Origin of the sequence: Oceanobacillus sp. CF4.6, from assembly GCF_051262635.1 — a bacterium.
Taxonomy (GTDB): Bacteria; Bacillota; Bacilli; order Bacillales; family Amphibacillaceae; genus Oceanobacillus.
Map to the genome: position 1 here is coordinate 118796 of NZ_JBIMEX010000011.1, position 24553 is coordinate 143348.

Genomic DNA, 24553 nt, shown 5'->3' on the forward strand with positions numbered 1-24553 from the left:
TAAACTCCTTTCTAAAAGATTAAAGGAATAACAGTTACTATGATAGAATTTGCGATTAATAATAAGATCATCGTTACGAGACAGTAACCCCAGATGTCTTTTAGCTCCAATCTAGCTAAGCCTAGTGCTGGTAAGGCGAAGAACGGTTGAAGTAAGTTTGTTATCGTGTCTCCCATCGATACGGTGTTTACAACAACAGAAGGATGTAGATTATATGATTGAATTGCTTCAATCATGATTGGACCTTGAACCTGCCATTGACCGCCTGCGGATGGTACAAAAATATTAACAATTGCTGCAGACAAAAAGGAAAGCAAAGGAAACGTTACTTCATTGGATATGGATACGAGGGATTGAGCGATAATGGAAATTAATCCGGATCCAGCCATCATACCCATTATTCCTCCATAAAAAGGAAATTGTAGAAGGATCCCACTGGCTGAAGGCATCCCATCTGTAATTGCATTAATATAGCTGCTTGGTGAACCATGCAAGGCTAAACCTAAGATAATGAAAGCAAAGTTTAGAATGTTTAATTCTAAATTAAATCCATTCTGAACGATGTACATAATCAGCCATAAGACTCCAAAAGCTACGAGCGCATAATTTATTATCTTACTGTTATTCATCTTTTCTGCAAATGAATGGGGCGTTCTATTCTCTGTTTTTGTCATCTCGCCGTTTTCCTCGCTATTAAATGGGATAACGTTTTCTTGTTTAGGCATCATTTTTAAATAAGCAAAAATAACAATTAGCAAACCCAAACCTGCTGCAAGAAGCATAGTTGGACTAAAGATCGTCTCTGTTAACGGGATCAGTCCAATCGTTTCCTCCAACGAATGATCAGGGGTATTCACAAGAAGTGGGGCTGTTAGCGTAATACTTGCTGGTAATATAGCAATAACGGATGTATAAGCAGCAGCAATTAAAATACGAAAATCTGCTTTAGGTACTCTTTTTGCCACTTCAATTGCAAATAATGCTCCTAATACAAACCCTAACCCCCAACTCAGATAACCAGCTGCAGCAGCCACGAGAATGGTAGAGATTAAAGCTGATTTTTGGGTTTTCGGTATGGAAGCTACACGAATCATTAGTTTCTCGACAGGAGGGGCTTTAACCAACGCATAACCAGTAATTAATATGAGAATCATCTGTGTGGTAAAAGCCAGGAAATTCCAGAAACCTCCATACCAATGCTCCGTCATGTCTAGTAAACTGGAATCAGTAAAAAACATCCCTAGAATTAACGTGATAAAAGTCAATAGTATTGCAAAGATAAAGGCATTCGGTAAAAATTTCTCGATTACAATCCTAATTTGATTTGAAAAAGCTCTTAACATTTTTCTTCCTCCTTTTTTGATAGCGTTTACATTAATTCTAATGCAAACTACCTTTTGTGATACGATGATTATATAAATTATATTTTACAGACTATAGTCTCTTTGTCAATACTTTTAGAAAATTGAAAGGAGTGATAACAATCAATAAAAGGACGACAAAAGCTTTACTTACGAAGAAAAAGATTACAGCAGCAGCCTTACACTTGTTTAATGAAAAAAGTTTTAGTCGAGTTACAGTGGATGAAATCATCAAGGAAACAAACACGTCCAAAGGGGCCTTTTATACACATTTTAAAAGTAAGCATGATATATTTTTGGAAAAGTTTAAGGAAATTGACGATTATTATGTGAATGAACTCGTTGACATTATGGCAAAGGAAGAAAAATATGCAGATAGATTAGAAGTTTTTCTGCGACTACAAATGACCTATATCGAAAGAGATCTAGGATGGGACGTGATCCGCACAATTTATGAGGTGGAGTTAAATACGGAGAGAGACAGCTTTTTCCTAATACCAGATCGACCATTATATTCCATTCTGATGGATATCTTTGAAAATGGGCAAAAAATTGGCGAGTTTCGTGACGATCTTTTACCGGAAAAAATGATGGACATCTGTCTCCGTACGATGCGAGGTATATTATATGATTGGGCATTGCGTAAAGCTGATTTTTCGCTAGTAGAAGAACATGGGGATTTGTTTGGGGTGATGATTAGGGGGATGAAAAAGTGATTACCAATCTATTTATCTTATATTTCTCTGTTAAAAATAATGGCTAAACTTATACGCTTGTTAAAAGCACAGATTCTGTAAATGGGATTTGTGCTTTTTGATTTCTGGTGAACTGGGAAGTTGTATTTGGATAATTTCTTGATAATAATTATTCAAATAGTCGAAGAACTAACCCTTGAGAGTTCTATCAACAACGTTCATTCCATTTTCGGGAGAAATTTTTCCAAATGCCTGGATGATAAAGGTGGAGAAGGAGAGGAAAATTTCGGTAAACACTACAGCATCAGGCAAAAGTTGAATCGGCTATGATTTCATGAAGATTCATCCGAAAAATCGCCGTTGTTTTATGGGTATATTTTCTTATTTTTCTATTATAGATGATAAATTGCTCATTTTGTGCCTGTTTACTGAAAATTTACATAATATTAATCTTTACTTCAAATGTGTGCTCTATAATTAATTTTTAAGGGACAAATTCTAGAGTTCCTTCACAGAAAACAACTTGATTACGTTATAAATAAATAATAGAATCTGGGAGGTATCAGTTTGGACTTGTCTATCTCAACTTTTATAGAAAATTTTAATTTTCTCCTATTTTTATTATTTGTCATGATTTACTCGTATCAATTTGTTTACATGTTTGTTGCATTTGTAGCCAAACGGAAGCTCCGTAAGCAAGCAAGGCGGGAAGTTGCACCGTCCAAATATGCAGTAATCATTGCAGCCAGAAATGAAGAACTTGTGATTGGACAACTTATTAAAAGCATTAAAAATCAAAAGTACCCGGAAGACATGATTGATATTTTTGTTATAGCAGATAATTGTACCGATCAGACTGCAAGGGTAGCAGAACAAGCTGGTGCAATTGTTAGGAAGCGCTTAAATAAGAAACTGGTTGGAAAGGGATATGCCCTCGACTATATGTTCAAAATTATCGAGAAAGAATATGCTTCGGAAAAGTATGAAGGCTATTTCATATTCGATGCCGACAATCTGTTGAATGAAAATTATATAGCGGAGATGAACAAGGTCTTTAACCGGGGATATAGGGTCGTCACCAGTTATCGAAATTCCAAAAACTTTGATCAGAACTGGATTTCAGCGGGCTATGCGCTTTGGTTCCTGCATGAAGCGGAATATCTAAATCTTCCGAGGATGACTCTGGGTACAAGCTGTGCTATTTCCGGTACGGGTTTTCTCGTACATGCTAATCTGATTAGATCCAATGGTGGCTGGATTCACCACCTCCTTACAGAAGACATCGAGTTTTCTGTGTCGCAGATTATTAAAGGTGAAAAGATTGGATACTGTAGAAACGCCATCTTTTATGATGAGCAGCCAGTGACCTTTGAACAATCCTGGAATCAGCGCTTGCGCTGGGCGAAGGGATTCTACCAGGTATTTGGTAAATATGGCAAAAAGCTGCTTGGTGGTATTTTCAAAGGAAAGCGTATCGGGTTCTCATGCTACGATATGGCAATGACAATCATGCCAGCGATGCTCGTTTCCTGTATGAGCATTACCGTCAATCTAGCATTCTATGCAGCTGGATTTCTAGGAATTTTTGATGGAAAAGAAGTAATTGATACGACAACATTAGCTTTGTTGAAATACATTAGCTGGTTTTATGGTCTTCTGTTTGTGCTTGGTTTCATCACTACACTAACAGAGTGGAAGAAAATTCACTGTTCAGCATGGAAAAAGGTCGTCTACACATCCACGTTTCCACTCTTTATGTTCACATACATACCAATTGCTATTGTAGCCCTGTTTAAGGACGTAACATGGAAACCAATCGTTCACACCGTGGTAAAGTCAATTGATGAGGTTCGCTGATTTCAAGGATGTATACCGTCAACGTTCCAGCCCGGTTATATTATTTTGTTTTGTCGTTAATAAAAAATGTGTAAAGATGTTAATACATTTCATAAGTTCAAGTGCTTGTCCCCCGTTGCTTTAATACTGTAAAGCAACGGGGAACAAGCACTTTTTTTTAGCTAACTTGCATTTGGCAACAATAAATAAAGAACACCTGTCCTGAGCGTCATTATGTATAACCTTCCTGCTACACTTATAAATAGATAAATAACATCGATGATTTATGTGTGATCAACCGATCGAATACTTAAGTGAAAAAATTCAAGGAGGGTAAAAATCAATGTTCAAAAAATTGTCTCTGAAGCGTACGGAATGCTATGGAACATGTCCGATATATCAATTGGAAGTCACACCTGATGGAATGGTTTACTGGAATGGGGAAGGTCACGTTTCCTTTATGGGTGAAACTACCTTTCAGATTTCAGATAAAAAAGTTCAGCAATTGGGAGCTTTGCTGGAAAGCTTTGATTATCGGATTTTCACCTATAAAGAAGGAGATCTGATGGCAACGGATATGCCATATTGCATCACCAGAGTTGAATTTGAAGATGGGTATATCAACGAAGTGGAACATTACTTGGGAGATAGGGATGATCAGGCAAACAAATTGAAGCACTCCCTTACCAGTCTGGAAAAATTCGAGAAGCGGGTGGAGCGGATTATCGGTACAAAAAAATACGTAGAACAAACCCTATATATCTATCATATTCATTCAAAAAATATGGCTTATATTGTTGCAGCACCGAATCAGAATGAAGCACTAAACCTAGTGGAAATAGATGAAGAGTGCGACGTAATGAAAATAGGGAAGGATACAACTGGTTCGTTATATTCGTATGTTGTCATGGAGAAAGAGAGGAAAGGTGAGTTTTCAGAGTGAGGAACAAGCGGACTAGGGGGACAGGAACCGCGGTCCAATTTTGCATGATAGACTGAGTGTGTTGGTAGCACTTGGTCTATTTTTTTGCATAAAATTAATTTAAAAGAGAAATTTAGTTTGACGTCTTGTGCTCACTCAGTATATAAGTTGTTACTAGTAGAATTTGGGTGAAATTATAATGATTTATGCCTTATAAATCTACTTACTACATTAGGTTTATTGATCATTTTATCAATGGACCAAGGAACCTGTCCCCGCGGACCACCGGTTGACCACCCACGGACCATCGAAGAAAAAATTATAAATCTATTATAAATATATTGACAATTTATATTGGCCAAGTGTATTATTTAAACAAGTACTACTTATCAGAAAACATAAATAAGTATTATTTGTTTAAAAACCTTTGTAAGGAGGGATCTAATTCCTTATTCGAAAAGAGGTATGAGAAATGCAAAATAGAAGTGACGAGATTGTTGGTAAAATTGGAAGGAAAATTGTAAGCGGTTCAATTAGGTCTGGAGAAACGTTACCAAGGATGGAAGATTTAGGTAAGGAGTATGGTGTAAGCCGTACGGTTATAAGAGAAGCTCTCCAAGGGCTATCAGCAAGAAAAATTATTAGATCGAATAAACGTTCAGGTACGATCGTATTACCACGTAATGATTGGCAATGGTGGGATTTGGACGTCATGACTTGGATCAGTGATCATCAAGGGGAAGATGGAGAATTCTTTCTTGATATGACACATGTACGGTTAGGGATTGAACCGATTGCTGCGGGATTGGCAGCAAAAAACGCAACCGAACAGGATAAAGAAAATTTAACGATCTGCTTTAGGAATTTAGAAAATACGATAGATGATACGAAGGAGTGGGCAAAAGCTGACTATGAATTTCATTTAAAAATAATAGAAGCTTCCCATAATTCATTGATGATTAGTTTATTAAAATTACTTCATAAAGGATTAATAATCAGTAGAGAGAAAAGCATAACTGCATTAAATAGTAACCCAGAATTGCAACAGGATAAACCAACATCAGAAGTATTAAAAAGGCATGAGGAATTATACAACGCAATTATAACTGGAGATGAAGAGAACTCTAGGATCGTCATGACAAATATGATCTTACGCGTTCAACTATTATTTGAAAAAACGTTACTTCATCAAAAAAATTAAAAAGAAGAAGGAGTAGTTCATATGGGAATTCAAGTTGTTCGTTTTGAAAAAGATAATACGGAAAAATGGGGAGTACTATCGGATAATCAAATCAAAGTAGTAAAAGGCAATTACTTAACACTTTCAGACTTTTTAGAGGAAGGTCAAGAGGAAGCGAAAAAGTTGCTAGCAGATTCTTCTGCTGAAAGCGTATCTTTTAATGATGTATCTTTACTTAGTCCAGTAACCAAACCAGCAAGAATTGTATGTCAAGGGGCTAATTACTCTACCCACCGTGCAGAATCTGGAATGGAAGCCAAGCGACCTCCATTTAATATGATATTTAGCAAGGCAGATAGTTCGCTAAGTGGTGCATACGCCAATATTGTGCGTCCATCGAATGTAGATCTACTCGATTATGAAATCGAATTAGGACTCGTAATCGGTTCTAATATTAATGAAGCGGTGGAAGTAACGGATGATAATTTACATGAATATATAGCCGGAATTGTTTTAACAAATGATGTATCTGCTCGTGATATACAGTTAGTCCAAGGACAATGGCTTAAAGGGAAAAGTTACCGTACTTTCTGTCCAACAGGGCCCATCCTATATCTACTAGACCAAGAAGAGATTTCATTCATTCATGATCTTGAATTAAATCTATGGGTAAATGATGAACTTCGTCAATCAGCCAATACGAGTCAATTACTATTTAAACCAGCAGAAACAATGACAGAGTTATCTCAAATTATGGATTTATCTAAAGGTGACTTGGTATTATCTGGTACTACAGGTGGAGTAGCAATGAATCTAACACCAGATATATTAAAGCTTGTATCTGATCCAACTTTTCCTGCTGAAGAAAAACGAACTACATTTGTAGATAATCAATTAAGTGGCAATAATAAATATCTAAAAGATGGAGATGTCGTTCGAGCTTCTATAAAGAGCAAGGATAGCAAGATTGATCTAGGTGAACAAAGAAACGTAATTACTTCTCATTCTTTGGTTACATCAGATTACTAATAGGTACAGATAGGTGGCTTAAACGAGCACCTATGAATAAGATATATGCGCTATCATATTGAAAAAAGAATAGGGGGAAAAAGATGAAAACGTTGGAGTATGATGTGATTGTCATTGGATATGGTCCGGTTGGAAAGCTAGTTTCCAGTTTACTTGGAAAAAAAGGGTGAATGTTGGCGTTTTTGAGAAATATGACAAGTCGTATGGACTACCTCGAGCAATAAAATATAATCATGAAGTTACAAGAACCATCAAAGTGCCTGTCCCCTATCGCTTTAATACTGTAAAGCAGTGTGTGACAGACACCGTTTTGCTGAAAACGTAGCAGCAACACCTAAAACAACATTTTCAGGTGGAAATATGGTTGTCTCTATACGGATTTTCCCTAGTGGTGGGGGTAGGCGCTTTTTCTATGGGCTATTATTCATAATGTTTTGGTTTATAGACTTCCAACCTTTTGGAAGTCTATATTTAATTTGAAAATAGAATGGATGTAACATATGAATATACGATTGGGAAGGCAGATCGTGTTAGAAATGAAAACAGTAGGTAATATACTTTCCTTCTGTTTTTATGCGAACAGGTAAGATAGGGCTTAACTGGATTAATCAAAAAAATAAAAATTTGTACTTCATAAAGGGACAGTACCCTTGTATGACAAATTAATAAGGATTATTCTGATTATACATACTCATTTTCGCCATACAGATATGAAAATGTAATCGTTGCTATAAGCATTATTATAAAAGGAGTGAGTTTTTATGGATGAACGATTAATGCCAACACTATACCCCGATATGATTATAGGTACACTACTCATTAATGAAGAACCTGTTGAGATATGGAAATACAAACACAACCGCAAAACGGCCCTTGAATGGTTAGATATTGGTAAAGATTACTATATCTCGAATATGGGATAAAGTTACCTATGGGTGATATTGAGAAGGTGAAATGCGATTTTGAAGAAGCAGATCGTGTTATAATTGAGTAATAATTCCTAGCTGCTACTTTTCTTTTTTAAAACAGTAAACTGCACAATCCAGATGAACTTTAGTATGTTTTTGTTGTTTGAATATAAGTAGACTATTTATTACAAATACTATAAAATATTACGAAAGCGTTTACAAGGAGCGTAGTCTAAAGTAACTATTTTAAAAGGGGGGAAAGTAGTTTGGGAAAATATCTGCAGCTTGAACGTGATATAAGATTTGCGGATGATGGGTTAATTTATACGGAGGAAAGCAGAGCAATCTTGGTCCCAACATCTTCGTTTGGTATTTTAAGAAAAGATTTGTATACGACTATTGGTAAGGATAGGGTTAAAGGTTTCTTAATACGTTACGGATCTGATCTTGGTCGAAAAGATGCAAGAATCATACTAAAAAAATTCAAAGATGAACCGATAAAGACCATTATAAAAAAAGGGCCCGTTTATCATCAGTTGCATGGACATGTTATTCCAACAGTCACAGATATTAAAGTAGAGGATCATGGGGATAAAATATCTACTTATTTAGAAGGTATATGGGAGCATTCCTATGAAGCGGAGGAACATATTGAACAATTTGGACTAGCTGATGAGCCGGTTTGTAAAACACTAGTTGGATATGCAAATGGATTTTTAACAGAAGTCTGCAATCAAACCGTGTTATTTAAAGAAGTATCCTGTGTGGGAAAGGGAGATAAGGTATGTGAATTCGTGGGAAGAACGGTAGATTATTGGACAGATGAAATGAGTGATGAACTTAAAATTTATAATGAAGAACCGATTGTTAAGGAACTAGAATTAACGTATGAAAAGTTATTGGAAGAACGGAACAATTTACAAAATGTTTCTATAATATATAACAAATTAACAGAGGAAATCTTAAAAGGGAAAGATTTACATTCCATCATGGATATCGTCTACAACTTAACAAATACAGCTATTCTAATTGAAGGTGCCGAATTACAACCTATTGCTTTTGGTGGAATCTCTGAAAAGGAATTGGGTGTTTTTAACCAATCATTTAAACGATATGTTCAATGTAAGGGATCCATGAAAAAAAACTTCCATCAAACGAAAACATTAAAATTAGATGATCATAACAGAATCACTACTCCTATATTCCTACAAGGTAAAACGATTGGATATAGTTCATTTGTTTATCAAAAATCAGAAAAAGAGAGTACTAGATTTCTCCAAATGATTATTGAGCGAATTTCTTCTGTTTGTGCTTTATATATATTAAATAAAAAAACAGAGGTGGAAGCAGAAGATCGAATGAAGGGGCGATTTCTGGAACAGATTCTAAGTGAAGAAAATACAAAAGAAGAGATATTAAGGCGAAGTAGCTTTGTTGGGTTAGATCTTTTTCAACCTTATTATATCGCAGTGATCGATTTTCAAATGCCTAATAAAAATTACAAGGAAGAATTAGCTCTCTTGGATGAAGTGATGAATGAAACATCTACTTATTTCCAAACGCAAGGAATAAATATATTGATGGGACAGCAAGCGAATGATTTGGTTCTTTTATTCTTAAAAAGTGAAATCAAGGAAAAAGGGATTCAAGTTACATGTTCATATTACTTACACAATCTTTCTAAAACACATCCATCTGTAACGTTTCGTGCTGGAATTAGTATGCAATCGGAAGAGATTGAAAAGGCTTCCGATAGTTATAAGGAAGCACTTACTGCCATGAGAATGACAACAAAAGCAAATAATATTATGGAGTTTCAATCGTTAGGGATATTAGGACCTTTAATTAATTCCAATAACAAAAAAGAAGTGGAAAGAATGGCCATGCATACAATGAATCTTCTTTGTGATGACTTCGATGATCATAAAAAGTTAGAAATAATTAAAACCTTGTATGTGTATTTGCTTAATGGTGGGAATTTGGAACAAACAGCTTCCGACTTAGCATTATCATTAAGTGGGTTACGATATCGAATAGGGAAAATTGAAAAGTTACTTAAACAAGATATAAGAAATCCGGAAGTAAAATACAATTTATTACTATCCATTCAAGCGTTAATATCAACAGGTAAATTAGATCTAGAAGAGTATTGAATGATAAAAGTCTCCTCATGGGAGACTTTTATTTTTTCACATACTAACAGTTTATGTTTAAAAGTTTTTTATATTCAAACATTGTGCGACGTTGAATATGTAAGCGTTTTTAAATATAATAGAATTAAGAATTGAAGCAATAATTAAAATAATAAAATATTGGAGGATGAAAAATGTTAACCGGTAAAGAATATTTGGAAAGCTTAAAAGATGGTAGAGAAGTTTATTTAAATGGAGAAAAAGTAGAGGATGTAACTACACATCCAGCATTTCGTAATGCGGCTCGTTCTTATGCAAGAATGTATGATACCCTACATGATCCGGAAGCAAGTAAAAAGTTAGTAACGGAAAATGAATTTGGAGACAAAACGCATTGGTTCTTTAAAACGCCAAGAAGTGCAGAGGATTTACTGAATACTAGGGATGCTATTGCAGAATGGTCTAAGTTAAACTTTGGATTTATGGGACGTACTCCTGATTATAAGGCTTCATTCATGGGTCACTTAAATGGATATGCAGACTTCTTTAAAGGATTCGAGGATAATGCAAGAAGATGGTACAGAAAGGCATCAAAAGAAGTATCTTTTATTAACCATACGATCATTAATCCGCAAATGGATCGTTCAAAACCGCTTCATGAAAACAAGGATGTATTTGTACGCGCGGTTGATGAGAGAGATGATGGTATTGTTGTAAGCGGTGCTAAAATGGTAGGTACAGCTGCACCATTAACAAATTATAATTTTGTTGCGAACTACGGGCCAAAAGATTTAGGCGACGGTGATCAAAGTCATGCTCTTATTTTCATCATGCCAATGAATGCACCTGGAGTGAAGATGATTAGTCGTACATCCTATGAATTAAATGCTGCAAGAAATGGTACGCCATTTGATTATCCACTTTCAAGCCGATTCGATGAAAATGATGCTGTAATTGTTTTAGATAATGTATTTATTCCGTGGGAAGATGTATTAGCTTATAAGAATGTAGAAGTATCTAATAACTTTGTACCTGGAATGAATTTTGTTAACAGATTCTCGATACATGGAGCGACTCGTTTAGCTGTAAAACTTGATTTTATGGCAGGATTATTGCTTAAAGCTACAGAGGGTGCAGGTACACAGCAATTTAGAGGAGTTCAAGTTAATGTTGGAGAAGTAATAGCACTTCGCAATATGATTTGGTCTCTATCTACTGCAATGGCTAGTGATCCCGATGTAGGAATGAATGGTGTAGCTATTCCAAACACGTCTGCTTCCACTGCTTATCGTGTATTGGCACCGAGCACTTGGGTTCGAGTTAAAAATATCTTTGAGCAAGTAGTTGCTGGTGGATTAATTCAGTTACCATCTAGTTCAAAGGATTTTCTAAATGAAGATTTAAGACCACATATTGATAAATACTATCGTGGAACAGGTATTTCTGCTGAAGAGCGCGTGAAGTTACTGAAGATGGTTTGGGATGCGATTGGTTCCGAATTTGGGGGACGTCATGAGCTTTATGAAGTGAACTATGCTGGTAATACGGAAAACATCCGTATTGAAGCATTGAAAATGGCTGAATTTGCAGGTAAAACAGATTCTTATAAAGCACTTGCAGAATCGGCAATGAGTGATTATGACTTGCATGGATGGACGAATGAAACTTGGATTAATCCATCTAACGTGGAACATTTGGTAAAGCAATAAACTTCTAAGGAGGAGAATTTTAATGGATGATCGTCAATTTAGAAATGCGATGGGAAAGTTTGCAACTGGTGTAAATGTTATTACAACGGAAGTAGATGGAGATATTCATGGAATGACAGCAAATGCATTCATGTCCGTTTCATTAGATCCGAAGTTAGTTGTGATTTCTATTGGGGAGAATGCAAGCATGTTAGAAAAAGTAAGAAAAAGTAAAAAGTATGCTATCAACATTCTATCTCAGAATCAAAAAGAATTATCCATGATATTTGCTGGACAAATCAAAGAAGACAGAAATGTTTCATTTGAGAGTTTAGCAGATTTACCAGTAATCAAAGGGGCTAATACACAAATTTCTTGTGAAGTAGTAAATGAACATGTGGAAGGAGACCATACTCTTTTTATTGGGAAGGTAATTGATCTTAAGCTTCAGGAGTGCTCTGATCCGTTGCTGTTCTATAAAGGAAAATATACTTCACTGGATGAAACTGAAGAAGCTGTTATGTAAGCTTTTGTAGAAATATAGATAGCTATGAATCTAGTTGCGAGCGCTATATTATATAGATAAGCAGTTAAGACAAATAGATTCAACCTATAATGTAAGCGGTTCCGTATTATATTAAATTACAGGGAGGAATTAGAAATGAGTCAATTTAAAGAACCAATTTTTGATGTAGCACAATTAGCGCATGTGGAGATTCTGTCTCCAAAACCAGAAGAAAGTGTAGAATTTTTCACTAGATTTCTAGGGATGAGTGTTACAGCACGATTTGGTCAGTCCGTTTATTTGAAAGCATATGAAGATACGTACCAAAACACGCTAAAAATCACTGAATCGAATGATGCTGGTTTAGGTCATTTAGCTTTGCGTACTATCTCTCCACAAGCATTAGAGCGTCGGGTGGAAGCAGTGAAGGCAACTGGTTTAGGTAAAGGCTGGATTGATGGAGATATCGGACATGGACCTGCATATCAATTCACAACTCCTGATGGACATAATATGGAATTACTATTTGATGTTGAATACTATCAGCCAAAAAAAGAAGAGAAAACAAGACTTTTAAACCGTAACGTAAAACGACCTGATCGTGGTGTACCTGTACGTCGCTTAGATCATATTAATCTTATGACTTCAAATCCTGGTAAAAACACAGACTTCTTAGTGGATGCGCTTGGATTTAGAGTAAGAGAACAAATCCAAAATGAAGGAAATGTTCTTGGGAGTTGGTTGAGTGTTTCTAACTTGGTTCATGAAATCGCATTTATGCAAGAACCAAATCAAATTCCAGGTAAATTGCACCATCTATGCTACTGGTATGGAATTCCACAAAACCTATATGATATTGCAGACCTATTAAAAGAAAATGATATATTTATTGAAGTACCACCAAATAAACATGGTATTAGTCAAGCGTTCTGTATGTATGTATACGAGCCAGGCGGAAACCGTATTGAATTATTTGGTGACGCAGGATATCTAATCACAGACCCAACTTGGGAAACGGTTATTTGGGAAATGAAAGATACACCCGGGTATGGGGATACTTGGATTGGAACTGCTTTCCCTGATTCATGGTGGAACCAAGGTACTCCAATAACCGTTCCTGAAATTGCCAAATAAAGTAATGAGAATAGAAGATTTCTTTATAAAAGACTTTTTTTTAAAGAAATCTTCTCATTCTATTGGCAGGTAAGAAAGTATAAACTTTCTTATCTTGCATAAGTGCGGGCTAAGGCATTCGCCATAAGGCTTGGCGAATGCCAAATTTTCTAAGGTATACTTATATGCGCTTTAATTAATAGTTCCAGTAGCCAAGTTTTTCAGAAATTAATTCACCAGCGTTCATTAATTCACGTGCAAAGAATTGAATTCTTGGTTTTGTAAAGCGATTACTCGGTCCTACTAAATTGATAGCAGCGATTACATGACCGGAGTGGTCCAGAATAGGTGCGGAAACCGAGGTGACGTCTTTACGATATTCACCTCTACTTACAGAATAACCTTGTTTAAGAATCTTATTTAATTCATTATGAAATTTATCTCTTTCGGTAATCGTTGTAGAAGTGTATTTTACAAGACCATTACGTAGGATGGTGTCTACTAGATATGGATCGCTGTGAGCAAGTAAAAGCTTACCCGAGCTTGTACAATGTGTGTGATTATGAAGTCCAGAGTGGGAGCGTAATTTAACGGAATAAGGACTTTCAACCTTACATAAGTAAACAATCTCCATATTACTCAAAATAGCAAGATGCGATGTTTCCTTATGTGTATGTGCAAGTTTAGTAACGATAGGAAATGCTTCATGGTGAAGGTCAATATGTTCTAAAAAAATCGAACTTAATTCTAGAACCGAAATACCAAGTTCATATTTATTCGTTTCTTCATTTTTACGGACAAAACCATTAGCAGCTAGTGTTGTTAGAATTCGCTGTACACTACTTTTTCCAATACCAAGTTCTTTTGCAAGTTCACGAACTCCTTTTTGTGGTTGATCCATTGTAAAAGCACGTAATACTCGCATTGAGTTGTTTACAGAAGAAAGTAATTTTTTCGATTCGAGTTGTTCCATATAAGTTTCCCTCCTTTATAAGACAATTATAAATAAATATTCTGAAAATGTCCACTATAGAGGGACGGTTACATTGTTCGAACATTTTTAAAATACTATAATCAATTTAAAAGGTTAAAGATTAATAGAGCGGAAGGTGGAAGGTCATGTCAAAAATGAAAGTGGCAATATTAGGATCTGGAAATATAGGTACAGACCTAATGTATAAAATCTTAAAGAATGATGGAACGATGGAGTTATCCTTAGTGGCTGGTATTGACCCTGAATCGGAAGGTTTACGTAGAGCGAGGGAAGCGGGAATAGGGGCTAGTCATGAGGGGATTAAGGAAATTTTAGAAGATCCAGAAATCAAGATTGTTTTTGATGCAACTAGTGCAAAAGCGCATATTAAAGCAGCTGAACAATTAAAAGCAGCTGGTAAAATGGCAGTTGATTTAACTCCTGCAGCGATAGGACCGTATCTCGTGCCGCCTGTTAATTTAAATGATCATATTGAAGCGAAAAATGTCAACATGGTTTCTTGTGCGGGCCAAGCAACTACACCACTTGTTCATGCAGTTTCAAGAGTTGTTCCTGTTCACTATGCAGAAATGATTGCAACGGTGGCGAGTCGTGCGATTGGTCCTGGAACAAGACAAAATGTGGATGAGTTTACAAGAACGACGGCCAACTCCCTAGTGAAAGTTGGCGGAGCTAGAACTGCTAGAGCAATACCTGTATTTAACCCAGCAGAACCACCAATTACGATGGCAAATACGGTCTATGCAGCAATTAACGAGAAAGATTTTGACTTCGATGCAATCAAGAAATCTATCAATGATATGATTGAGGATGTTTCTGAATATGTACCAGGTTATCGTTTAAAAGCGGAACCAATCATTGACTATCGAGACACTCCATGGGGACGATTACCAGTTGTCGTCATTATGAATGAAGTTGAGGGTGCGGGAGACTATTTCCCTAAATATGCTGGGAATTTAGATATTATGACAGCATCCGCAAGAAAAGTCGGAGAATTATACGCCAGTCATTCCTTACAAAAAGAGGAGGTACGAAAGTGAGTATTCCAAGACTTACGGATACGACGTTAAGAGACGGTTCGCACGCTATTAGTTATAGTTATACTATTGAACAAGTGAAAGATATTGTACGTGGGTTAGATGAAGCTGGTGTTCCAGTGATAGAAGTAAGTCATGGTGCTGGTTTAAATGGTTCCACGATTCAACAAGGTTTTTCTAAAATCCCAGAATTTGAACTTATTAAAGCAGCTGTTGAAACAGTAAAACAAGCAAAAATTGCTTCCTTATTTGTTCCTGGAATCGGTACGAGTGAAGAATTAAGGGAAGCGGTAGAAATTGGAGTCAAAGCGATTCGAGTAGCTGTTCATTGTACAGAAGCTGATGTAACAGAACAGTATATCCGTTTGGCAAAAGAATTAGATATTGAGGCTGTTGGATTCTTAATGATGTCTCATACACAACCAGCTGAAGTACTTGCCCGTCAAGCGAAACTCATGGAGTCTTATGGAGCAGACTGTGTGTATGTAGTAGATTCAGCGGGAGCGCTTGTTCCACAAGATGTAAGGGAAAGAGTTTCTGCTCTAAAAGATGCATTATCCATCGATGTAGGATTCCATGCGCATAATAACTTGGGGTTAGCTATTGGTAATACGGTAGCGGCACTTGAAGCAGGGGCAAATCAAGTCGATGGAACAGTAAGAGGTTTAGGTGCTGGTGCTGGTAATGCACCAACTGAAGTGATTGTAGCTACATTAAATAAAATGGGAATTGATACAGCTATTAGTTTAGCTGGATTGATGGATTTATCTGAAGAAGTAGTTGCACCAATCATGCCAGGTCCAATTGTTATCGACCGAGATAATTTAGCTAGTGGATATGCAGGGGTATACAATAGTTTCTTATTACACGTAAGAAAAGCAGCAGAGCAATTTGATTTGAATCCTACTGAAATTATGGAAGAACTAGGAAAACGTCAAGCCATTGCAGGTCAAGAAGATTGGATTTTAGATATAGCCCTTGAACTAGCGGAGAAGAAAAAAGATCTTCAGAATATAAAGTAGGCTAACAAATAGATTCTCGGAAGTTTCAGAGTAAAATGGTACAATATTCAAAAAATAACTGAATAATAACATATTAGAGACATCACCATTTGGATTGGGTGATGAATCCATTGCTCCATCCGATTCGTTGAATTTCGAGAGACTATTAAATGATTAAGGAGGGGTATAAATGACAGTACAAGAAGCGGCAACAAAATTGTTGGAAGCGGAAAAATCAAAAAATGTTATCCAACCATTAACAGATACTTATCCAGGTATTACAGTTGATGAAGCATACCATACACAATTGGAAATCATTCGTCACAAAGTTGAAAATGAGGGCGTAATCATTGTTGGTAAGAAAATTGGAGCGACTAGTAAGGCAATCCAGAATATGTTCGGCGTCAATCAACCAGATTATGGACATTTACTAGACTACATGATGTATGTAGAAGGGGAGGATATCCCATTAGAAAACTTTATTCAACCAAAAGTAGAATTTGAGATTGCTTTCAAGTTGAAGAAAGACTTAAAGGGTCCAAATGTCACAATAATGGATGTAATCGAGGCTACGGATTATATAGCTCCTGCCATAGAGATTATTGATAGTAGAATTGATGATTGGAAAATTAAATTTGAAGATACAGTAGCAGATAATGGTTCATCAGCAGCGGCTGTTATCGGTGGGAAACCAACTAAATTAGTTGGTATTGATTTAACCCATATTGGTATGGTTGCTTATAAAAATGGTGAAATGATCGATTCTGGAGCGGGAGCTGCTGTGTTAGGCAATCCATTACGTTCTGTTGCTTGGTTAGCAAACTCTTTAGGCAAATATGATGTTTCGCTTAAATCTGGTGAAGTTGTATTATCTGGTGCATTAACCGCTGCAGTGGAGATAAATGATCAAGATACATTTACAGCAGAATTTGATCATATTGGTTCTATTAGTGTAACGTTTAAACGATAGAAGGAGAGAGGTGAAATCATGATTAAAACAGATGTAGTAGATGTTATTGCAAAGGAATTGTTTGATGCAGAAAAAAATAAAACTGCAGTGGATAAATTTGTAGATAAATATCCTGAATTAGATGAGGTATTAGCATATCAAATTCAAGATAGATTAGTAGAAATGAAAGAAAAGGAAGAAAATACGAAGAGAGTTGGATGGAAATTAGGTCTAACGAGTAAAGCAAAACAGCAAATGATTGGTGTTCATGAGCCTTCTTATGGTGTCTTACTAGAGAGCATGCAACTATATGAAGGAGAACCGATCTCCATTGCTCCTTTTATTCATGCAAAAGCAGAGCCAGAAATTGCATTTGTTTTAAATAAAGAATTAAAAGGTCCACATGTAAGTGTAGCAGATGTACTTGATGCAACAGAATATGTTGCACCGGCTATCGAAATTATCGATAGTAGATTTTTTGGATTTAAATTTACACTTGCTGATGCGGTAAGTGATAATTCCTCCTCTTCCAGATTCATTATTGGAGAACGTTTTTACAATCCAGAAAACTTGAATTTAAAATTAATGGGATTTGTTTATAGACGAAATGGGGAAGTTGCAGCAACTGGTGCTGGAGCAGCAGTAATGGGACACCCTGCAAGAGCAATTGCTTGGCTTGCTAATAGACTTTATAAAGTAGGGAAAAGTCTAAAATCAGGTGAAGTGATATTAAGTGGATCTCTATCTGCTGCTCTAGAAATTGCACCAGGAGACCAATATACTGCTAGTTTTGATGGAATCGGTTCCGTTCATGCAATATTTACAGAATAAATAAATATAGGGGTGAAAAAAATGCCATTTATTCAAGTTAATATTTTAGAAGGAAGAACACCAGAAACAAAAGAGCGCTTTATTCGTGAAGTAACAGATTTGGCTTCAGAAGTTTTTGATGCGCCAGAACAAAGTGTTCGAGTGATGATTAATGAACTACCACCTGAACATTGGGGTATTGCTGGTGAATCAGTGAAAAAACGGAGGGGGAAATAAAATGGCAACTGTAAAAACAGATGTAAAAGAAATCGGTCTATACATTAATGGAGAGTATGTGTTTGCAAGTGATAATAATACATTTGATGTAATGAACCCAGCTAACCAAGAACTGATTGCACGTGTTAGTGAGGCTACAGCGGAAGATGTAGACCGTGCATGTCGAGTAGCTAGAGATGCCTTTGAGAATGGACCTTGGAGACAAATGTCTGTAGAAGAACGTGCTGTTAAATTAAGAAAAATGGCAGATATCATTTTAGAAAGAAAAGAAGAAATTGCTCGTTACGACGCAATGGATGTTGGGAAACCTTATGAAGCTACAGTGACCCATGAAGTTGCACGTGCAGCAAATAATATTCGTTTCTTTGCAGATTTTGCAGAAAAACAAGGTGGAGAAACATACCCGATGGGTGAGGAATTCATCAACTATACTAGGTATGAGGCGGTTGGTGTTGCTGCATTAATTACTCCTTGGAACGTTCCCTTTATGTTGACGACTTGGAAACTGGGACCATGTCTAGCTGGGGGAAATACGGCTGTCATTAAGCCAGCAGAAAACACTCCTTTATCTGTTTCTCTTTTAGGTGAAATTGCAAAAGAAGCAGGAATTCCTGATGGTGTAGTAAACGTTGTGCAAGGTCAAGGTGGAGTTGTAGGCCATGCATTGACTACACATCCAGAAGTTGATTTAGTTTCTTTCACTGGTTCAACTGCTACTGGTAAACGAATCCTAAAAAGTGGTGCAGATACGTTAAAGAAAGTATCATTTGAACTTGGTGGTAAGGCAGCAAACATTATTTTTGAAGATGCGGATCTTGACAAAGCTGTACCAGGTTCCATTCGTGCAGCATTCTTTAACTCAGGTCAAGTATGTCTTGCTGGATCAAGAATTCTAGTCGAGCGTTCTATTTTGGATGAATTCTTGGAGAAGTTCAAGCAAGCTGCACAGGCTTTAAAAGTAGGGGATCCGCAACAAAAAGGGACAGATATGGGACCATTGGTTAGTGAAGTTCATTATAATAAGGTAACAAGCTACTTTGAAATTGCGAAAGAAGAAGGTGCAGAGCTCATAAGTGGTGGAAAACGCCCAGACCTTCCAGAACATCTAAGCAATGGCTTCTATCTTGAACCTACTATCTATTTACACGACAATCCGAAAGCTCGTATTTGTCAGGAAGAGATTTTTGGGCCAGTTGTAACGATTATTCCGTTTGATACGGAAGAAGAGGCCCTTCACATCGCTAATGACACGGACTATGGATTAAATGGTGTGGTATGGACAGAAAACCTACAAAGAGCACATCGTGTTTCTCATAATGTTCGTGCTGGTACGATTTGGGTAAACTGTTGGTTCGTACGTGACCTTCGCGCTCCATTCGGTGGATTCAAGAAGAGTGGTATGGGTAGAGAAGGCGGTCAGCATAGTATGGAATTCTTTACCGAAGCGAAAAATATTTGCATTGCATTAAATTAACTAGAAGACGGTTCTTCTCAAAAAATGAGGAGAGCCATCTTTATTTTTTTGAAAAAAAGACAGGTTCACTTGAGGAGATTCAGGAGCACAGCTAGGGAATTGGAAAAAATGGTACATAAAAAACGACGATTTAAGAAGGAAGCACTATCTAATTTAGAAGGATTAAAACCATCTTAAAATATGAATTATTCATACTTCCTCCAACCGAAAGTACGAATTGAAGCAAAAACGGATCCAAGTGCCTAGTCCCCCATTACTTTAGGAGGTTATAAAATAATGTATTGGTGGAGGCCAAGGCATTGCAATGATAATTGAAAATGTTTCGAACTAAATATGAAGAATAGTAATAAAATTATGTACACGTTAGGAGTTCTTTTATGGAAAATAACCTTGTTGAATTAACAGTAAAAAATAATGTAGGAATGGTGACCTTAAATCAACCAAATAAAGGGAATGCGATTAATTTACAAATGGCGAAAGAACTGATGAATATTGCTTTAGAGTGTTCGGAGAGTGAAAACATCAGAGCGGTCGTAATTACAGGTCAAGGGAGTGCGTTTTCAGTTGGAGGCGACTTAAAGAGCTTCTCCGAACAAGGGGAAGAAATTAGTTCCCATCTTAAACATGTGACAACACATTTGCACCAAGCAGTATCCATTTTTACGAGGATGGAAAAACCTTTTATTGGTGCGGTGAATGGAGCGGCAGCTGGTGCTGGAATGGGCCTTGTTCTTGCTTGTGACTTAGGCTATGCTTCTGAAAAAGCAAAGTTTGTGATGGCTTATAACCGTGTAGGATTAACACCAGATGGATCTGGAAGCTATTTTTTACCTCGTGTGGTTGGGATGAAACGAGCATTAGAGTTAATGTATACGAATAAACAATTAAGTGCAGTTGAAGCAAAAGAATGGGGAATTATTAATGACACCCATTCTGATGAAAGCCTATTAGAAGAAGTAGTTCATTTAGCTGAAAAGTTAGCAAATGGCCCGATAAATGCTTATGGACAAACGAAAAAATTATTCTATCATTCGCTACAAGAAACATTAGAGTCGCAAATGCAATTAGAGTCTTTATCACTAGCTGAAAGGGCAACAAGTAAAGAAGGAAAAGAAGGGATTTCTGCATTTTTGGAAAAACGGGAAGCAGCTTTTCATAAAAAGTAAATTTGATAGAAAACGTTTTCGGTATTTTTATAGATTTACTTTTTTTAGGAAGGGGCAATGAAAATGACAGAAGAAGTGCAGCAACGTATACTTTGGCAACCTTCACAAGAAATGCAAGAAAGATCAAATTTGAAAAAATTTATGACTTGGCTTCGGGAAGAGAAGGGCCTACTCTTTGAAAACTACAACGAATTATGGGAATGGTCGGTGGATGAAAAGGAAGATTTTTGGGTAGCAATTTGGGATTACTTTGAAATAAAAGGAGAAAGAAAAGATGGTATTGTTTTATCAGGTGAAGCAATGCCTGATATGACATGGTTTCCAAATGCAACCTTAAATTATGCGGAACATATTTTTAGAAAAGAAGATCCAGATAAAGAAGCAATCATTTATCAATCGGAAACACGGTCAAAATCTGCATTAACATGGAAAGAATTAAAACAAAATACAGCTTCTATCGCGGCTTATTTGAAATATATTGGAATCAAACCAGGTGATCGAGTCGTTTCTTATTCTTCCAATATTCATGAGACGATCACTGCATTCTTGGCATGTGCGAGTATTGGTGCCGTTTGGTCCAGTTGTGCTCCTGAATTTGGTGTGAAAAGTGTCATTGATCGATTTAAACAAATACAGCCAAAAGTAATGTTTGCTGTTGATGGCTATCAGTATAATGGAAAGCAATATGACCGTCTGGAGAATATCGTACAAATTCAAAAGGAATTGCCTACATTGGAACAAACGATTATCATTCCTTATTTACGTGAGGAGCTAGAAGAAGCAGTTCCAGAAGGGCATGCTACGATACGATGGAATCAAATACTAAAAGAAAACCGTGAAGCAACATTAACCTTTGAACAGTTGCCATTTAATCATCCGCTTTGGATCTTGTATTCTTCTGGAACAACTGGAAAACCAAAAGGGATTGTTCATGGGCATGGGGGCATATTACTGGAGCATTTAAAATTTCATGGACTGCAAAATGATTTGCAAGAAAGTGACCGTTTCTTTTGGTTTACCACAACGGGATGGATGATGTGGAATATTGTTGTAAGTGGACTATTAACAGGAACTACTATCGTTCTATATGATGGTAATCCAGGTTATCCAAATTATGAAACGCTATGGAAATTTGCAGAATCTAGCAAAATGACCGTATTTGGTGCGAGTGCAAGTCTGTTAATGGCAAGTTCCAAGGAAGGGATAAAACCAAAAGAAACCTATGATCTTTCTAACTTACGAGCCATTGGATCAACAGGCTCTCCATTACCAGATGCTGGCTTTGATTGGGTTTACGAAGAGGTAAAAGAAGATGTATGGCTTTATTCTACCAGCGGCGGTACGGATATTTGCTCGGGATTTTTAGGAGGAAGCCCACTGTTACCCGTCTATGCCGGGGAAATACAAGCACGCGCACTTGGTGTCGCAGTGAAGTCATTTAACGATGCAGGGGACGAAATCATAGATGATATCGGTGAACTTGTGATTACAGAACCAATGCCATCCATGCCTATTTACTTCTGGAATGATGAGAACGGAGAAAGATATCGGAATAGTTATTTTAATCATTTTCCTGGAATTTGGAGACATGGTGATTTTCTCCAAATTACTTCAAGAGGTACAGGAATTATCTTTGGTCGTTCCGATGCTACGATTAACCGTGGTGGTATTCGAATGGGTACAAGTGAAATATACAGTGCCCTCGATAGTGTACCGGAAATAGCGGACAGTTTAATCTTGGACATTCCGATAAGTTCGGAGCAATCCATTATGCCTTTATTCCTTGTGTTAAAGGATGGAGAGCAAATTACCGATGAATTAAAAACGAGAATTAAACAAACGATACGCCAAAACTGCTCACCAAGACATATTCCAAATGAAATAATTGAAGTTGACGATCTACCAAAGACTTTAAATGGAAAGAAAATAGAAGTTCCAATTAAGAAGATCTTAATGGGCGTCCCACTGGAAGAAGCGATTAACATCGGTTCCTTATTGAATCCGGAATCGATTCAATATTTTGTGGGGTTTAAAGAGACGCTGGAAGTAAGATCTCATTAACCGTAAATAGTAGACTTTGGGATAGACAATATTTGATTTGCTATGATTGGAGTATAGAAGTTGAAAAATAAATATCTATTTTTGATTGTCATCTGCTTTATTTCTTTCGTTTGGTTAGGAGGATGTGCAACGGAGAGTCAATCGAAAAGTGAGGAAAACCCGGAGAAAGAGTCGAATCAGGATAGTAATGCATCTTCCGAACAAAAAGATGATACGGACAAGATAGCTCAGGAAGAAAGTAGTGCAGATATAAAGGTAACGCTTCTTGGAACGGGGTCACCAGTGTTATCCATGGACCGTTTTGGGAATGCCACGTTAGTAGAAGTTGGAGATGAAAAATTACTTTTTGATGTTGGAAGAGGAGCAGCTCTTCGATTAGATCAAATTGATATTTCTCCTGGAATGATTGATAAACTATTTGTTACTCATTTGCATCATGACCACACAGTAGGATTTGCGGATGTACTAATAACGGCAGCTGTGCCTGACCCAAGAGGAAATCGAGAAGGTGACTTTCAAGTCTGGGGACCAAAAGGAACCGAGAACATGGTTAATAGCACCATCCAAGCTTTTGAAGTAGATATCCAAACCCGTAAAAAGGTGGAAGGAGCATCCGGGTTGGGTACGGAAGTTCATGAGATTGACGAAGGGGTCGTATACGAAAATAATGGTGTGGAAGTGATTGCATTTCATGTTGATCACGGTCCCATGAAGCCAGCATTAGGATATAGAATTAATTACAATGGCCATTCCGTCGTTATTTCTGGAGATACCACATATAGTGAAAATCTCATTAAATATGCAAAGGATACGGATTTACTCGTTCAGGAAGTCGTAGTAGTAAAAGGTCCAGAAGAAGAATATCAATCCGAAGCTCATAAAAACATTGAAGCTTATCATACGACTCCGGAACAAGCAGGAGAAATATTTAAGGAAGTAAACCCTAAACTTGCGGTATACACACATATTGCAACCTTCTTACCTGAACATGAAGCTACAATAGTAGATCGGACTAACGAAATTTACGATGGTAAGGTTGTATTGGGGGAAGATTTGATGACGATTGAAATTGGAGATGAAGTGAAAGTAAGTGAAGATTAAATGGCTATGGTTTTGAAAGAGTTTAGAATCAGATGCTTGTACCTTGATTATTTATCGTATTAAAAGTAATTGGGGGCATTGAGATTATTCCTATAAAGGTAGACAGATTAAATGAGGGTGTTACGTTGTCTTTAAGGAGTGTTTGCAATGGATTGCTGATAGTAAAGTGGAGGAAAACAGACAGAAGAATCGAATAAGACGAGTAATTACTCTTCAGCACAAAATGATGATACTAATAAGAACAATGAAAGAAATATGATAATGAAAGAAAAAGTGCCGACCCCGCTTTAATACTTTAAAGCAATGGGGGACAGGCACATTGGCCTTGCATCAATGGAACCATAGTCCAAATGG

General features: G+C 36.8%; 21 protein-coding genes. 19 read left to right on the forward strand and 2 right to left on the reverse strand.

Features of this window, described 5'->3' with window-relative positions:
- Positions 1-11: 11 nt before the first annotated feature.
- The gene (locus ACHABU_RS15900) at positions 12-1343 is read right to left on the reverse strand and encodes a short-chain fatty acid transporter (RefSeq protein ID WP_435765919.1); all 1332 of its coding nucleotides are present in this window, start codon (positions 1341-1343) and stop codon (positions 12-14) included.
- A 131-nt stretch (positions 1344-1474) separates the two neighbouring features.
- Between ACHABU_RS15900 and ACHABU_RS15905 the strand changes: the two genes are divergently transcribed.
- From ACHABU_RS15905 to ACHABU_RS15950, 10 genes are all read left to right on the forward strand, one after another.
- The gene (locus tag ACHABU_RS15905; protein WP_435765920.1) at positions 1475-2077 is read left to right on the forward strand and encodes a TetR/AcrR family transcriptional regulator; all 603 of its coding nucleotides are present in this window, start codon (positions 1475-1477) and stop codon (positions 2075-2077) included.
- Positions 2078-2623: 546 nt separating this feature from the next.
- On the forward strand, positions 2624-3913 hold the full coding sequence (locus ACHABU_RS15910; protein WP_435765921.1) for a glycosyltransferase family 2 protein: 1290 nt from the start codon (positions 2624-2626) through the stop codon (positions 3911-3913).
- Positions 3914-4235: 322 nt separating this feature from the next.
- Positions 4236-4835 carry a DUF6438 domain-containing protein gene (locus tag ACHABU_RS15915; RefSeq protein ID WP_435765922.1) on the forward strand — a complete coding sequence of 200 codons (600 nt, stop codon included), beginning with the start codon at positions 4236-4238 and terminating at the stop codon, positions 4833-4835.
- 451 nt (positions 4836-5286) lie between these two features.
- Positions 5287-6015 (forward strand): FadR/GntR family transcriptional regulator, encoded by a 729-nt coding sequence (locus ACHABU_RS15920; RefSeq protein ID WP_435765923.1) that lies wholly within the window; start codon positions 5287-5289, stop codon positions 6013-6015.
- 21 nt (positions 6016-6036) lie between these two features.
- Entirely contained in the window at positions 6037-7023 is a 987-nt protein-coding gene (locus ACHABU_RS15925) for a fumarylacetoacetate hydrolase family protein (protein ID WP_435765924.1), read from the forward strand.
- 761 nt (positions 7024-7784) lie between these two features.
- Positions 7785-7946, forward strand: a complete 162-nt coding sequence (locus ACHABU_RS15930) for a hypothetical protein (protein ID WP_435765925.1) — start codon at positions 7785-7787, stop codon at positions 7944-7946.
- Between the two features lie 251 nt (positions 7947-8197).
- Positions 8198-10084, forward strand: coding sequence for a XylR N-terminal domain-containing protein (locus tag ACHABU_RS15935; protein ID WP_435765926.1), 1887 nt, complete (start codon positions 8198-8200; stop codon positions 10082-10084).
- 173 nt (positions 10085-10257) lie between these two features.
- Positions 10258-11772, forward strand: a complete 1515-nt coding sequence (locus tag ACHABU_RS15940; RefSeq protein WP_435765927.1) for a 4-hydroxyphenylacetate 3-hydroxylase family protein — start codon at positions 10258-10260, stop codon at positions 11770-11772.
- Positions 11773-11794: 22 nt separating this feature from the next.
- Positions 11795-12277, forward strand: coding sequence for a flavin reductase family protein (locus ACHABU_RS15945; protein ID WP_435765928.1), 483 nt, complete (start codon positions 11795-11797; stop codon positions 12275-12277).
- 135 nt (positions 12278-12412) lie between these two features.
- Positions 12413-13390, forward strand: a complete 978-nt coding sequence (locus tag ACHABU_RS15950) for a catechol 2,3-dioxygenase (protein ID WP_435765929.1) — start codon at positions 12413-12415, stop codon at positions 13388-13390.
- A gap of 175 nt (positions 13391-13565) precedes the next feature.
- On the opposite strand, the gene ACHABU_RS15955 is transcribed toward ACHABU_RS15950, so the two are convergent.
- Entirely contained in the window at positions 13566-14342 is a 777-nt protein-coding gene (locus ACHABU_RS15955; protein WP_435765930.1) for an IclR family transcriptional regulator, read from the reverse strand.
- A 146-nt stretch (positions 14343-14488) separates the two neighbouring features.
- Between ACHABU_RS15955 and ACHABU_RS15960 the strand changes: the two genes are divergently transcribed.
- The 9 genes from ACHABU_RS15960 (at position 14489) to ACHABU_RS16000 (ending at position 24199) form a co-directional block, all read left to right on the forward strand.
- Entirely contained in the window at positions 14489-15403 is a 915-nt protein-coding gene (locus ACHABU_RS15960) for an acetaldehyde dehydrogenase (acetylating) (RefSeq protein ID WP_435765931.1), read from the forward strand.
- Positions 15400-16422 carry a 4-hydroxy-2-oxovalerate aldolase gene (dmpG, locus tag ACHABU_RS15965; RefSeq protein WP_435765932.1) on the forward strand — a complete coding sequence of 341 codons (1023 nt, stop codon included), beginning with the start codon at positions 15400-15402 and terminating at the stop codon, positions 16420-16422. The genes ACHABU_RS15960 and dmpG overlap by 4 nt, the downstream gene beginning before the upstream one ends.
- Positions 16423-16591: 169 nt before the next feature.
- Entirely contained in the window at positions 16592-17371 is a 780-nt protein-coding gene (locus tag ACHABU_RS15970; RefSeq protein ID WP_435765933.1) for a 2-keto-4-pentenoate hydratase, read from the forward strand.
- Between the two features lie 18 nt (positions 17372-17389).
- Positions 17390-18181: a 2-keto-4-pentenoate hydratase gene (locus tag ACHABU_RS15975; protein ID WP_435765934.1), complete on the forward strand. Its 792-nt coding sequence runs from the start codon at positions 17390-17392 to the stop codon at positions 18179-18181.
- 21 nt (positions 18182-18202) lie between these two features.
- Positions 18203-18397 (forward strand): 2-hydroxymuconate tautomerase, encoded by a 195-nt coding sequence (locus ACHABU_RS15980; RefSeq protein WP_087974914.1) that lies wholly within the window; start codon positions 18203-18205, stop codon positions 18395-18397.
- Position 18398: 1 nt separating this feature from the next.
- A complete protein-coding gene (locus ACHABU_RS15985; RefSeq protein ID WP_435765935.1) occupies positions 18399-19871 on the forward strand; it encodes an aldehyde dehydrogenase in 1473 nt (490 codons plus the stop codon).
- 377 nt (positions 19872-20248) lie between these two features.
- Complete coding sequence (locus ACHABU_RS15990; RefSeq protein WP_435765936.1) at positions 20249-21037, forward strand: enoyl-CoA hydratase/isomerase family protein; 789 nt, start codon at positions 20249-20251, stop codon at positions 21035-21037.
- 63 nt (positions 21038-21100) lie between these two features.
- The gene (locus tag ACHABU_RS15995) at positions 21101-23098 is read left to right on the forward strand and encodes an acetoacetate--CoA ligase (protein ID WP_435765937.1); all 1998 of its coding nucleotides are present in this window, start codon (positions 21101-21103) and stop codon (positions 23096-23098) included.
- Positions 23099-23158: 60 nt separating this feature from the next.
- A complete protein-coding gene (locus tag ACHABU_RS16000; protein ID WP_435765938.1) occupies positions 23159-24199 on the forward strand; it encodes an MBL fold metallo-hydrolase in 1041 nt (346 codons plus the stop codon).
- Positions 24200-24553: the final 354 nt, after the last annotated feature.